The 13,141-nt window shown below is 48.4% G+C and carries 11 protein-coding genes, 1 tRNA gene and 1 pseudogene; 11 read left to right on the top strand and 2 right to left on the bottom strand.

Annotated features, from left to right (window positions below; genetic code table 11):
- The first annotated feature begins 28 nt into the window (after positions 1 to 28).
- Together dapF and nrdD are read left to right on the top strand one after the other, a co-directional pair.
- Positions 29 to 877, top strand: coding sequence for a diaminopimelate epimerase (gene dapF, locus DW965_RS12455; protein WP_117805222.1), 849 nt, complete (start codon positions 29 to 31; stop codon positions 875 to 877).
- A 171-nt stretch (positions 878 to 1,048) separates the two neighbouring features.
- Positions 1,049 to 3,184, top strand: a complete 2,136-nt coding sequence (gene nrdD / locus DW965_RS12450) for an anaerobic ribonucleoside-triphosphate reductase (protein WP_022461695.1) — start codon at positions 1,049 to 1,051, stop codon at positions 3,182 to 3,184.
- A 97-nt stretch (positions 3,185 to 3,281) separates the two neighbouring features.
- Here nrdD and DW965_RS12445 read toward each other — a convergent pair whose 3' ends face one another.
- A complete protein-coding gene (locus DW965_RS12445; protein ID WP_119198437.1) occupies positions 3,282 to 4,649 on the bottom strand; it encodes an MATE family efflux transporter in 1,368 nt (455 codons plus the stop codon).
- A gap of 177 nt (positions 4,650 to 4,826) precedes the next feature.
- Between DW965_RS12445 and DW965_RS19140 the strand changes: the two genes are divergently transcribed.
- Positions 4,827 to 4,976 (top strand): hypothetical protein, encoded by a 150-nt coding sequence (locus tag DW965_RS19140; RefSeq protein ID WP_156327623.1) that lies wholly within the window; start codon positions 4,827 to 4,829, stop codon positions 4,974 to 4,976.
- A 210-nt stretch (positions 4,977 to 5,186) separates the two neighbouring features.
- Positions 5,187 to 5,259, top strand: a tRNA-Lys gene (locus DW965_RS12440).
- Between the two features lie 211 nt (positions 5,260 to 5,470).
- Here DW965_RS12440 and trmB read toward each other — a convergent pair.
- Positions 5,471 to 6,121, bottom strand: coding sequence for a tRNA (guanosine(46)-N7)-methyltransferase TrmB (gene trmB, locus DW965_RS12435; RefSeq protein ID WP_117761983.1), 651 nt, complete (start codon positions 6,119 to 6,121; stop codon positions 5,471 to 5,473).
- Positions 6,122 to 6,535: 414 nt separating this feature from the next.
- Here trmB and DW965_RS12430 point away from each other — a divergent pair, with 414 nt between their 5' ends.
- The 7 genes and pseudogenes from DW965_RS12430 (at position 6,536) to DW965_RS12400 (ending at position 13,139) form a co-directional block, all read left to right on the top strand.
- Positions 6,536 to 6,847, top strand: coding sequence for a hypothetical protein (locus tag DW965_RS12430; RefSeq protein ID WP_022461691.1), 312 nt, complete (start codon positions 6,536 to 6,538; stop codon positions 6,845 to 6,847).
- A gap of 4 nt (positions 6,848 to 6,851) precedes the next feature.
- On the top strand, positions 6,852 to 7,892 hold the full coding sequence (locus tag DW965_RS12425; protein WP_022461690.1) for a V0D/AC39 family V-type ATPase subunit: 1,041 nt from the start codon (positions 6,852 to 6,854) through the stop codon (positions 7,890 to 7,892).
- Positions 7,893 to 7,912: 20 nt separating this feature from the next.
- Positions 7,913 to 9,849, top strand: a pseudogene (locus tag DW965_RS12420) (V-type ATP synthase subunit I).
- A gap of 127 nt (positions 9,850 to 9,976) precedes the next feature.
- Positions 9,977 to 10,411 carry an ATP synthase subunit C gene (locus DW965_RS12415; RefSeq protein ID WP_022461688.1) on the top strand — a complete coding sequence of 145 codons (435 nt, stop codon included), beginning with the start codon at positions 9,977 to 9,979 and terminating at the stop codon, positions 10,409 to 10,411.
- A gap of 50 nt (positions 10,412 to 10,461) precedes the next feature.
- Complete coding sequence (locus tag DW965_RS12410; RefSeq protein WP_055220228.1) at positions 10,462 to 10,770, top strand: V-type ATP synthase subunit F; 309 nt, start codon at positions 10,462 to 10,464, stop codon at positions 10,768 to 10,770.
- A gap of 22 nt (positions 10,771 to 10,792) precedes the next feature.
- Entirely contained in the window at positions 10,793 to 11,380 is a 588-nt protein-coding gene (locus DW965_RS12405) for a V-type ATP synthase subunit E (protein ID WP_158555012.1), read from the top strand.
- Entirely contained in the window at positions 11,373 to 13,139 is a 1,767-nt protein-coding gene (locus DW965_RS12400; RefSeq protein ID WP_022461685.1) for a V-type ATP synthase subunit A, read from the top strand. The genes DW965_RS12405 and DW965_RS12400 overlap by 8 nt, the downstream gene beginning before the upstream one ends.
- The last annotated feature ends 2 nt before the right edge of the window (positions 13,140 to 13,141 follow it).

Raw genomic sequence — 13,141 nt, 5'->3', positions numbered from 1 at the left:
AGGGCAGAAGTCTGGGAGGAGGCTGTGTATGCGTTTTACAAAAATGCAGGGCTGCGGAAATGATTATATCTATGTAAATGCCATGGAGGAGCGGGTGGAGAGTCCGGGACGGCTGGCAAAAGCGGTAAGTGACCGCCATTTCGGCATCGGCGCGGACGGGCTGATTCTGATCGGGGCATCCAAAACAGCAGATTTTTCGATGGAAATGTACAACGCCGACGGCTCGAAGGGCGCGATGTGCGGCAACGGCATCCGCTGTGTGGGAAAATACGTGTACGAGCATGGGCTGACGAGAAAAACGACGCTGACTATCGAAACCGGCAGCGGAAACCGTGTGATTCATCTGCAGACGGGGGAGAATCCGAATAAGATCTGTCAGGTGACAGTGGAGATGGGAACGCCGGAATTCCGCGCCGCACAGATCCCCGTTGTTTCTCTGGGGGAATATGTGCTGGAGCATAAAATTACCGTGTGCGGGGAAAATTATACGATGACCTGCCTTTCGATGGGAAATCCGCATGCGGTGATTCCGGTGGAAGATGTGGAAAAAATATCCATTGCAAAGACCGGTTCCGCTTTTGAACACCTTTCCTGCTTCCCGGACCGTATCAATACAGAGTTTATCCAGACTTTAGATCAACACACAATAAAAATGAGAGTCTGGGAACGTGGGAGCGGTGAAACGCTGTCCTGCGGAACGGGAGCGTGTGCGGCAGCCGTCGCGGCGATGCTTTCCGGCTGTGTTTCGGAGGGAGAAACTGCCGTAGAACTGCGCGGCGGCAGGCTTTTCGTTACATGGGACCGGACGAAAAATAAGGTCCTTCTGACCGGCCCGGCCGAGACCGTTTTTGAAGGAACGCTTGCAGAACGAATTTGAAAAATGCAGATTTCTGTCTGCACGAAAGAGCAGTATGCAATATTCTGAAAATAAAAACTTACAGGAAATGCCTTTTCTTTTCAAAAGAAACATGCTACAATATGTGGTGCCCGCTACAAGAAAAGGGTGGGGGACACACAAGATATAGTGTTTGAATTGGAGGACACCACAATGGTTTATATTATCAAAAAGGACGGCACCAAAGAAGAATTCGACGCGCAGAAGATCGTCCGTGCCGTAAATAAATCCGCACAGAGAATCCTGTATACCTTCTCACAGCAGGAGATTGACTTTATCTGTAAGTTCGCAACCGAGCACGTATATTCCCTTGGAAAGACCGAAATTCCGATCAGCGATATGCACAATATCGTGGAGGGAGCACTCGAAAAAGTAAACCCGGCTGTGGCAAAAAGCTACCGCGATTACCGCAATTACAAAACTGATTTTATCCATATGATGGACGAGGTCTACACGAAGAGCCAGTCCATCCGCTACATCGGCGACAAGAGCAATGCCAACACCGACAGCGCCCTCGTTGCAACGAAGCGAAGCCTGATTTTCAACGAGCTGAACAAAGAGCTGTACCGCAAGTTCTTCATGAACCGCAACGAGCTGCAGGCCTGTAAGGACGGTTACATCTACATCCACGACCAGTCCGCACGTCTCGATACCATGAACTGCTGTCTGTTCGATGTCGGAAACGTTTTAAAAGGCGGTTTCGAGATGGGAAATGTCTGGTACAACGAGCCGAAGACACTCGACACCGCATTTGATGTCATGGGCGATATCGTCCTCAGCACCGCTGCACAGCAGTACGGCGGCTTTACCGTGCCGGAGGTGGACAAGATCCTTGCTCCGTACGCACAGAAGAGCTACGATTACTACGTAAAAGAGTTCCTGAAATATACCGACGCATCCTGGGAGGGTGCACAGGAGAAAGCCATCGAGTATGCGATCGACAAAGTAAGAAGAGAGTGCGATCAGGGATGGCAGGGAATTGAGTATAAACTGAACACTGTTGGATCTTCCCGCGGTGATTATCCGTTCGTTACCGTGACCCTCGGCCTTGGAACGAGCATGTTCGAGAAGATGATTTCCATCTCCCTTCTTGAGGTCCACAAAAACGGACAGGGCAAGAAAGGCCACAAAAAGCCGGTGCTCTTCCCGAAAATCGTCTTCTTATATGACAAGGCAATTCACGGAGAGGGCGGCATCGCAGAAGATGTCTTTGAGGCAGGACTTGACTGTTCCTCTAAAACCATGTATCCGGACTGGCTGTCGATGAGCGGCGAGGGCTACATCGCCGAGATGTACAAGAAATACAAGAGAGTCATCAGCCCGATGGGATGCCGTGCTTTCCTTAGCCCGTGGTACGAGCGCGGAGGCATGGAGCCGGCAGATGAGAACGACAAACCGGTCTTTGTCGGACGTTTCAACATCGGAGCCGTTTCCCTTCATCTTCCGATGATCCTGGCAAAATCCCGTTCCGAGAACCGCGATTTCCACGAAGTGCTTGATTTCTACCTCGAGATGATCCGCGATCTGCACAAACGGACCTACGATTACCTCGGCGAGATGCGTGCATCCACGAACCCGCTGGCTTACTGTGAGGGAGGTTTCTACGGCGGTCACTTAAAACCGTCCGACAAGATCCGCCCGCTGTTAAAGCCGATGACCGCATCGTTCGGTATCACGGCGCTGAACGAGCTGCAGGAGCTGTACAACGGAAAATCTCTTGTTGAGGACGGACAGTTCGCACTTGACACGCTGAAATATATCAACGACAAGGTTGCCGAGTTTAAGAAAGAGGACGGCATCCTCTATGCGATCTACGGCACACCGGCAGAATCCCTGTGCGGCCTGCAGATAGAGCAGTTCCGCAAACAGTACGGCATCGTCCGCAACGTTTCGGACCGCCCGTATGTGAGCAACAGTTTCCACTGCCACGTAACCGAGGACATTACCCCGATCCAGAAACAGGATCTCGAGGGACGTTTCTGGGAGCTCTGCAACGGCGGAAAAATCCAGTACGTGCGCTATCCGGTCGGCTACAACAAAGGCGCGATCAAGACACTGATCGAGCGTGCGATGGAGCTTGGCTACTACGAGGGCGTCAACCTGTCCCTGGCTTACTGCGATGACTGCGGCCACCAGGAACTCGACATGGATGTCTGCCCGGTCTGCGGTTCCAAGAACCTGACAAAGATCGACCGTATGAACGGCTATCTTTCCTACAGCCGTGTCCATGGCGACACACGTCTGAATGAAGCAAAGATGGCGGAAATTGCAGAGAGAAAATCGATGTAAAATCATTGCGATATTTGTAATACGATAAAAGAACGAAATCCCCTGCGGGAAATCCATTCGGTTTGGATTTTCCGCAGGGGATTTTATAGTTCGGCAATTATTCTTCGATATCGCGGGTGATGTTGCGTACCCAGACGTATTTTTTATAATGAAGATAAACCGCAGGCAGTTTCACGATCTCATCGAGGTTTACGATACAGTAGACAACCATGACCGGCAGCTTCAGCCAGAACGCGGCGAGGAAACCAAGCGGTACGGAAAAGCACCACATCGCGCCGATATTTCCCTGCATATCAAATTTCGCATCGCCTCCGGCACAAAAGATACCGTCGAGAACGGTGGTGTTGACCGATTGTGCCATCAGGTTCAGACCGCAGAAGAGAAGCATGTACTGCAGGTACTCGGCTGCGGTATCGGAAAGTGGGGCAAAATGAACGATGGCTGGGGAAATAAGCATCAGCAGGCCGCCGGTCACAATGCCGATGGCAATGGAGAGATGGCTTAAACGTCCTCCATACTCACGGGCTTTTTCCAGCTCGTTCGCGCCGAGCAGATTTCCGATCAGAACCCCGGCACCACCGCTCACACCGCGGATCAGGCAGGAGAGAAGGCTCTTGGCAATCGAGGTGATGGAGTTTGCCGCAACGGCATCGCTTCCCATATGTCCCATGATAACGGAGTACAGAACGTAGGCAATTCCCCAGACGAGGGAGGCCGCAAGCACGGGAAGCGTGTAGCGCCAGAAGTCTTCTGAAAGTATTTTCCCTGCGGAAGAGAAGAGGCGGTTCCAGAGAATCCGTACACGCTCCGGTTTCTTTGTCTCGAGATAAGCCCAGATCAGTTCCACAACGCGGGCAGCTACCGTTGCATAAGCTGCTCCGCGGATCCCAAGTGCCGGAGCACCGCAAAGACCGTAGATGAGGATGGCATTTAAAATGATGTTCAGTACAACCGCAGTGGAACTGATGCGGGAGCTGACTGCTGCATGACCGGTGTTTTTCAGCAGGATCAGATAGACCTGCGAAATACCGCAGAGTACGTAGGAGAGTGCAACAGCGCGTAAATACTGGCTTCCGCTTGCAACCAGGGCCGCATCATTTGTAAAGATGCGCATCAGCATTTCGGGACAGAAACCGGCAAGGATGGTAAACAGGCCGGAGAACAGCAGGTTGGTGCGAAGTGCGATCGGAATCACTTTTTCGATCGAAGCGGCATCCTGTTTCCCCCAGTACTGCGCTGCCATAATACCGGCGCCCGCCGCGATGCCTGAGATAAAAAGGCTCAAAACAAACTGCACCTGTCCGGCCAGTGAAACAGCAGACAACGAAGTCTGATCAATCCAGCCCAGCATGATCGCATCCGTTGCGCTGACGAGAGCCAGCATAAAATTCTGGATCGCAATCGGAAGGACGAGGAGTTTTAGTTTCTGGTAAAATTCATCCTTAAAATTCATTCGTGTTTTCATAAAAATTCCCCCAAAGTATAAATAGTAGTTTTTGCTGTATTATAGCGGAAAGAAAATGGGAAAACAATGGCTAAAACAAGCTATTTTCTGGTCAATGTTGACATTCCCTGTATAATATAGAAGAAAAAGAACTTTTCCGGTGCCCGTGTCCGGTACGCCGGAAAGCGGAGAAGAAGTTTGATCAGAAAATCAGGTTTCCTTCAGCAGAAACTCCAGGATTTCTGCTATCAGAATAAATATGCCGGCAGCGGCTGTCTTTATAAAATCCAGAAATCCATGCAGGAGCTGGAGAAGCTTTTGAAAAAGAAAGATAAGAAACGGAAGTAGGTTCGGCTGCCATTGGAGCCGTCGTCGAAACAAACGGAAATATACGAAAAAATTGTGAAATTTAATGGAATTATAAGACCTGTTTTCGCTGTTTTTAACAAAAGTAAAGAAACAGTGAAAAAAAGGTTGCTTTTTTCGGCAGAATCCTTTATAATCTTATTTGTGTTCAGCGAGTGGATCATCCAATGAAACACAGAAAAACAAAAGTAAGCGCCTTTAGCTCAGTTGGTAGAGCAGTAGACTCTTAATCTATTTGTCCAGGGTTCGAGTCCCTGAAGGCGCATCGAAAGCACTGTTTTTGCAGACCTGAGAGCTGCGGGGACGGTGTTTTTCTTGTTTTACAAGCAAAATACCAAAAGTCTGTGTATCAACTTTTTTACATTGCGATAGAAACAGAGAAAAACCGGCAGCGGAGCGGTCTTACTTTTCAAGAGACCGTTCTGCTGCCGGTTTGTATTTTGGATGGGAATCAAATCATTTGCGAAAGCATTCCGCTACAGAAACCGTGCCTCCATCTTACAGATCGGGTTTCCAATTGAGGAAAACTTCTCCTCATATTCCGTCATTACATTTCCTTCTGAGAGAACCACATCGTGGTGCAGATCGTATGTGAATGCAGTGAGTTCCCATCCCTCTGCATTTTTCATCTCTTCAAGAGAGTAGTCAAACAGATCTTTATTATCGGTTTTGAATTCCAGTGTTCCGTCCTTCTTTAAAATCTTCTCGTACCGTGCAAGAAACTCATGCGACGTCAGTCTCCGTTTCGCATGGCGGTCTTTCGGCCACGGATCGGAGAAGTTGAGGTAAATGCGGTCTACCTCGCCCTCAGCAAACACTTCCGGAAGCTGGCGTGCATCCATGCGGATAAAGAACAGGTTTTTGATTTCCGTCTCCAGTTTTTCCCGTTTCTGTACTGCGCGGAGCAGCACGCTGTCGTACATTTCAATGCCGACGTAGTTGATTTCCGGATGCAGAACCGCCATATCCATCAAAAAGCGGCCCTTTCCCATACCGACCTCAATATGAATCGGATTTTCATTTCCAAAAATTTCAGCCCACCGTCCCCGGCAGCTCTCCGGCTCCTGCACAACGAACGGACAGGAAGCAATCACATCTTTTGATCCTCTGATATTTCTAAGGCGCATATGCGTAAAATTCCTTTCTTAAGTGATAAATATTAGAATAAAAGCCAATCATATCCAGTATATCATAGCTCCCGAAAAAGCAAAACAGAAAAATCCCGTTTTCAAATTTTCAAAGTTTTCAAAATACTGTATACAATATCAACCTGCACATGGCATTTCTTATCAGCAATATGACAATCGGATTGGAACCATATCGAAATTATATGAGGGACCATCTTTTGGCTATTGAGATTGGAAGAAAAAATATGACCCATTGTCTATTTTTAATTAAAAAGTCGATCGAAATCCCACTTTTTTTTACGATTTCAATATGTCAACTTTGGAAAAAAAGGTGTAGAATACTAACAGCAAAGATGCGGGGAGTTTTCCTCGTCTTTGTTGTCTTTTAAATAAATAAGGAGGGAAAGCGATGCTATGGAATCTGTAATTAACAAACTTGCAGAGATCGAAACGGCTGCTACTAAGATTATGCAGGCTGCCGAGAATCAGAAGAAGCTCCAGGACGAGCAGCAGGAAGAGCGGATTGCAAAATTCGATGCAGATCTGGAAGCGGAAACGGCAAAGCGGATTGAAGAGATCACAACAAAACTTCATTCTACTACAGATGCGGATCAGAAAAAGCAGCGGGACTCTGCCGCCGAACTTCTATCTTCACTGGACGCTTATTACGAACAGAATCACGGAACACTGTCCACGCAGATTTACGAAAACATTATAAGGAAGTGAAACGATGAGCGGTCTATTATCCTACAGCGGCCTTACCACAAAGATAAGAGCCATGCAGAGCCATCTTTTAAACGACCAGAATTTTCGGGAAATCGTGGAACTGGAGAGTGTACCGCAGGCAGTTTCTTACCTCAAGCAGCATAAAGGCTATGAGGATCTGTTTGAGGGCTACAACGAAGCTGACCTTCACCGAGGTCAGATCGAGAAAATGCTGCGCCTGACGGTATACCGGGATTTTTCCAAGCTGTACCGTTTTGCAAATGTGGAGCAGAGAAAGTTCCTTGCGCTCTACTTTAAACGATACGAAGTGTCCGTTATCAAAGAATGCCTGAACACGGTATTTGATCACCGTGATGTGGTATTGAACCTGTCCATATTCGACGAGTTCTTTAACAAGCATTCCCAGCTGGACATCAATCTTCTGGCGTCCTCCAGGACGATCGAAGAACTGATTGCGAACCTGAAAGGGACAGAATATTATGCCCCGTTGTCGCAGCTCGCGGATATCGAGCGTCCGACCCTGTTCGACTATGAGATGACCCTGGATCTGTATTACTTTGCACAGATGTGGAAAGACAGATCAAAAGTAGTGACAAAGCGGGATCTGGAAGAGCTGACCGCTGCATGGGGAAGCAAGTTTGACATGCTGAACCTTCAGTGGATCTACCGTTCCAAACGCTATTATCACATGACCAGCGCACAAATCTACGCCCTGCTGATTCCGGTTCATCACCGGCTGAAAAAGGATGTGGTAAAGGCACTGGTAGAAGCCGAGAATATGAGTGCATTTTCCCAGCTGCTGGAACAAACCTATTATGCGAAACGGTATGATTCCTTCAAGGTCGATACGCTGGAATCCATGTATGCAGCCATTATGAAGCACATACTTTCCAGTGAATCCAGACAGGATCCTTATTCCGTTGCCACAATATACTCATACCTCTATCACAAAGAGCACGAGGTAAACCGGCTTATTATTGCACTCGAGTGCGTACGTTACCGTATCAGCGCTGACGAGGCAATGCAGCATATCGCAAAAACTTAATACACGGGGAGGTGTACTCATTGATTGTCAAGATGAAATTTTTGAGCATCACCGGGCCGAAAGCCGACATTGACCGTGTGGTCAACACTTATCTCTCAAAATATGAGATACATCTGGAAAACGCTCTGACGGAGCTGTCTACGATGCAGAATATCACACCGTATATCCAGATCAACCCATACAAAGAGACCTTAAAACAGGCGGAAGATTTTACAGCACTTCTGCCGGAAGAGAAGCGTACCACCACGAAAAGACTTTCCCTGGAAGATGCCATCAACTGTGTCCATGGTTTGGATCACACCCTTGGCCAGTTGAACCAGGAGCGTACAGAACTGGAAGCAAAAAAGAAAGACTTGATGGAAAAAGCACAGAAAATCGAGCCGTTCCAGGATCTGCACTGCAATCTTTCCTCCATTCTGGATTTCCACTTTATTAAATTCAGATTCGGAAAGATCACAAAGAGTATTACAACAAATTTGAGAGCTACTGCTATGAGAACAGCGATACGGTATTCTACCGCTGCCATTCCGATGAGCAGTATGTATGGGGCATTTACTTCTGCCCAAGAGATCAGGTCACGAAAGTGGACGCCGTATTCTCATCCCTGCACTTCGAAAGAATCTACGTTCCGGACGAGTACAGCGGAACGCCGGAGGATGCTTACGCAGCACTTCAGGCAGAAATCAAAAAGACAGACGATGCACTCAGCGAGTGCTCACGGAAACTGGCAAAATGCCTTTCGGATTCCGCAGAGGATCTGGTTGCAGCAAAAGAGCAGCTAGAGCAGCTCTCCGGCAACTTTGATGTCCGTCGCCTGGCAGCCTGCACGAAATCCAAGAAGGAAACCTTCTATATTCTGTGCGGCTGGATGTCGGAAAAAGATGCCGCTTCCTTCCAGAAGGACATCGAAAATGACACAAATCTCTTCTGCTTCATCGAGGATGATGCAAACAACGTTCTGCGTCAGCCGCCGACAAAGCTGAAAAATCCGAAAATCTTCCGTCCGTTTGAGATGTACGTGAAGATGTACGGACTGCCAAATTACAATGAAATTGACCCTACGATTATCGTAGGACTCACCTATGCCTTTATTTTCGGAATCATGTTTGCCGATGTAGGACAGGGATTGTGTCTGCTGATTGGCGGCGCACTGCTGTACCACTACAAGAAGATGGATCTGGCAGCGATCATGAGTACCTGCGCGGTATTCTCTGTGATCTTCGGATTCTTGTTCGGCAGCTTCTTCGGATTTGAGAATGTCATACCGGCCCTCTGGCTGCATCCGAAGGAAGCGATGACAACGCTTCCGTTCATCGGTTCGATGAACACCGTATTTGTCGCAGCGGTTGCATTTGGTATGTTCATGATTCTGACAGGAATGGTTCTGCATATGATTAATGCAGCAAGAAACCATAAGCTCGGCGAGCTTCTGTTCAGCCAGAACTCCCTGGCAGGCTTCATTTTCTACGGAGCCCTTGCCGTTACACTCGTTCTCCTGTTCAGCGGCCATAAAGCTCCGGCTGTCGGCGTGATGGTAGTCATGTTCGGTATTCCGCTTCTTGCGATCTTCTTAAAAGAGCCACTGGAGCGTATGGTAGAGAAGAAGGGCAATGCATTTCCGGAGACCGGAAAGGGAATGTTCTTTGTACAGGCATTCTTCGAACTCTTCGATGTGCTTTTGAGCTACTTCTCCAACACAATTTCCTTTGTCCGTGTCGGCGCATATGCAGTCAGCCATGCGGCTATGATGGAGGTTGTCCTGATGCTCGGCGGAGCAACAGGCGGCGGCAGCATCAGCTGGCCGGTTATTGTTCTCGGAAATGTCTTCGTTGCCTGCCTTGAGGCACTGCTGGTAGCGATCCAGGTACTGCGTCTGGAGTATTACGAGATGTTCAGCCGGTTCTATGAAGGAGACGGAAAACCGTTTGTTCCGTTTTTGAAAAAAGGCGAGAAATAAAAGAGGATTCAGAGCCATGCGAAATGGAAGTGAATATGGCGGGAAGCTGTATCGGGAAAAAGTGAAAATGGCTCCGGATCGCAGCAAAGAGTAAATTTAATGAATTAACTTCAGGAGGAAAACTATTATGAACTCAGCATTTGTACAGGTACTTACTGCAATCGCAATGGTATTAACCATCGTTGTTCCTATGACTTATTACTTCAAAGGTGAGCACAACAAAAATCGTTACAAAAAATCTCTGGCAGCCAATGTAAGCGGCTTCTTCGGCCTTCTGCTGATCGCAACCGTTGTTTCCTTCGCAGGCGCAACAACTGCATCTGCTGCAACAGAAGCAGGCGCTGGTCTTGCAACCGGTCTTGGTTACATCGGTGCAGCTCTTGTTACAGGTCTTTCCGGTATTGGTTCCGGTATCGCCGTTGCATCTTCCGCAAGCGCAGCTCTTGGAGCAATCAGCGAAGACGGCAGCATCTTTGGTAAATCCATGATCTTCGTAGCTATGGCCGAAGGTATCGCTCTGTATGGTCTGATCATCTCCTTCATGATTCTTGGTAAACTTTGATTCCAAAACCGGAAGGTATTGATCTTCACCTTAAGTTGGAGGAATCATAAATGAAAATGTTCTTGATCAGTGATAACGTAGACACTCAGACGGGCATGCGCCTGGCCGGAGTGGAAGGCGTTGTCGTTCATGAGCGCGAGGAGCTTTATGATACACTGCAGAAAACACTGGCAGACAAAGAGATCGGAATTATTCTCCTTACAGAAAAGTTCGGGAAGGAATTCCCGGACATTCTGGAGGATGTCCGCCTCAACCATAAGCTTCCGCTGCTCATTGAAATTCCGGACCGTCACGGTACCGGAAGAGCGCCGGACTTTATCACTTCCTTTGTAAATGAATCTATTGGATTAAAACTGTAAGAATGCCCTGGAGGTGACACAATTGACTACTGAGGAGAAACTTCAGAATTTTTATAATCATTCCCTGGACAGTGCAAACCGTGAAGCAGAACGTGTGATCGGCGATCACCAGAAAGCTCTGGATAAGATCTTCGAGGAGCATAAAGCAACTGCAAGACGTCAGGCAGAAGAAGAAATTGCTGCCGAGACCGAGAAAGCAAAACGTGATGTCAATAAGACACTGTCAGCGGATCAGCTTCATATCAGACGGAAGCTGTCCCGTAAAAATCTGGAATTAAAAGAAAAACTGTTTAAAGAAGTTCGTGAAAAACTTACCGCTTATAAAAAGGATCCATCCTATGAGGAGTATCTGGAGCGCAAAATCCGTGAAGCCGTTACGTTTGCCGGAAATGACAAACTGACCTTATATCTGGATCCGTCAGACGAAGCTCATAAGGCTTCCCTGGAGCAGAAACTCTCCGTAACCCTTACCATTTCGGCCATGCCGTTCCTTGGCGGCGTGCGCGCGGTCATTCCGGAGAAAAATATTCTGATCGATAATTCCTTCGAGACCCTTCTGAACGAAGAGCGGGAGAATTTCATCTTTCACGGAGGTGTAGAGCATGAATAAAACCGGAGTTATCTATGGAATCAACGGTCCGGTCGTATATCTGAAAGGAAACACCGGATTTAAAATGTCCGAGATGGTTTACGTTGGTAAAGAACGTCTGGTCGGCGAGGTTATTGCCCTGACAAAGGATACCACTACAGTACAGGTTTTCGAGGAAACCACAGGACTGAAACCAGGCGAAACAGTTACCGCATCCGGAGATGCCCTCTCTGTTACATTGGGACCTGGAATCCTGAACAACATTTTTGACGGTATTGAGCGTCCGCTGTCCGAGATTGCAAAGCAGTCCGGTAAATACATCAGCCGCGGCCTTACCGTAGATTCTCTGGATACAGAGAAAAAATGGGATGTCCATGTAACTGTTTCGGAAGGCGAAGAGCTGATGGGCGGCGCAATCATTGCAGAAACACAGGAAACCCGTTCCATCGTTCACAAATCGATGGTTCCGCCGGATGTCAACGGCACGGTTATCTGGGCTGCCAAAGACGGAAAGTATACCATCCTTGACCCGATTGTAAAACTGAAACTGGAAGACGGCACCGAAAAAGAGATCACACTGGCACAGAAATGGCCGATCCGTGTACCGCGTCCAACCCTGAAAAGATATCCGGCATCCGTTCCGCTGATCACAGGACAGCGTATCCTGGATACGATGTTCCCGATCGCAAAAGGCGGCACAGCAGCCATCCCTGGCGGATTCGGTACCGGAAAAACCATGACCCAGCACCAGATCGCAAAATGGTCTGATGCCGATATCATCATCTATATCGGATGTGGAGAGCGTGGAAACGAGATGACACAGGTTCTGGAGGAGTTCCAGGAACTGATCGACCCGAAGAGCGGCAACCCGCTGATGGATCGTACCACCCTGATCGCCAACACATCCAACATGCCTGTTGCAGCCCGTGAGGCATCTCTGTATTCCGGACTGACACTGGCTGAGTATTACCGCGATATGGGCTATGATGTAGCAATCATGGCAGACTCTACATCCCGTTGGGCAGAGGCACTCCGTGAGCTGTCCGGCCGTCTGGAGGAAATGCCTGCCGAGGAAGGTTTCCCGGCATACCTGGCATCCCGTCTGTCCGCTTTCTATGAGCGTGCCGGCATGATGCAGACCCTTTGCGGCGCAGAGGGAAGCGTATCCATCATCGGAGCCGTATCTCCGCAGGGTGGTGACTTCTCCGAGCCTGTTACCATGAACACCAAACGTTTCGTCCGCTGCTTCTGGGGACTGGACAAATCTCTGGCTTACGCCCGTCATTTCCCGGCGATCCACTGGCTGACCAGCTACAGTGAATACCTGCAGGATCTGTCGCCGTGGTACAAAGATCACGTAAACAAAAACTTTGTAGATATGCGGAACCAGTTAATGGGAATCCTGAACTCCGAGAGCTCCCTGATGGAAATTGTAAAACTGATCGGTAGCGATGTTCTTCCGGATGACCAGAAGCTGACCCTGGAAATCGCCAGAGTTATTCGACTGGGCTTCCTGCAGCAGAACGCATTCCATCCGGATGACACCTGCGTATCCTTGGAAAAACAGTACAAGATGATGGAAGTTATTCTTTATCTGTACAAGAAATCCAAAGCGCTCGTGACGATGGGCATGCCAATGTCCGTACTGAAAGAGGACAAGATCTTCGACCGCGTCGTTTCTATTAAATACGATGTACCGAATGACCGTCTGGATCTGTTTGACACATACAAAAAAGATATCGACACCTTCTACGATAAGGTACTCGAGAAGAATGGTTAAGG

This window comes from Blautia sp. AM47-4, from assembly GCF_003479865.1.
In the GTDB taxonomy this organism is placed as follows: Bacteria; Bacillota; Clostridia; order Lachnospirales; family Lachnospiraceae; genus Fusicatenibacter; species Fusicatenibacter saccharivorans.
Note: the sequence above shows the minus strand (reverse complement) of the source record. Positions and strands in the feature narration are given on the sequence as shown.

What these genes read in the sequence shown, in the direction of transcription:
- DW965_RS12430 (WP_022461691.1), top strand. Translation starts at nt 6,536, where the DNA reads ATGGAATCTGTAATTAACAAACTTGCAGAGATCGAAACGGCTGCTACT.
- trmB (WP_117761983.1), bottom strand. Translation starts at nt 6,121, where the DNA reads ATGCGCCTTAGAAATATCAGAGGATCAAAAGATGTGATTGCTTCCTGT.
- DW965_RS12425 (WP_022461690.1), top strand. Translation starts at nt 6,852, where the DNA reads ATGAGCGGTCTATTATCCTACAGCGGCCTTACCACAAAGATAAGAGCC.
- DW965_RS12415 (WP_022461688.1), top strand. Translation starts at nt 9,977, where the DNA reads ATGAACTCAGCATTTGTACAGGTACTTACTGCAATCGCAATGGTATTA.
- DW965_RS12445 (WP_119198437.1), bottom strand. Translation starts at nt 4,649, where the DNA reads ATGAAAACACGAATGAATTTTAAGGATGAATTTTACCAGAAACTAAAA.
- DW965_RS12410 (WP_055220228.1), top strand. Translation starts at nt 10,462, where the DNA reads ATGAAAATGTTCTTGATCAGTGATAACGTAGACACTCAGACGGGCATG.
- nrdD (WP_022461695.1), top strand. Translation starts at nt 1,049, where the DNA reads ATGGTTTATATTATCAAAAAGGACGGCACCAAAGAAGAATTCGACGCG.
- DW965_RS12400 (WP_022461685.1), top strand. Translation starts at nt 11,373, where the DNA reads ATGAATAAAACCGGAGTTATCTATGGAATCAACGGTCCGGTCGTATAT.
- dapF (WP_117805222.1), top strand. Translation starts at nt 29, where the DNA reads ATGCGTTTTACAAAAATGCAGGGCTGCGGAAATGATTATATCTATGTA.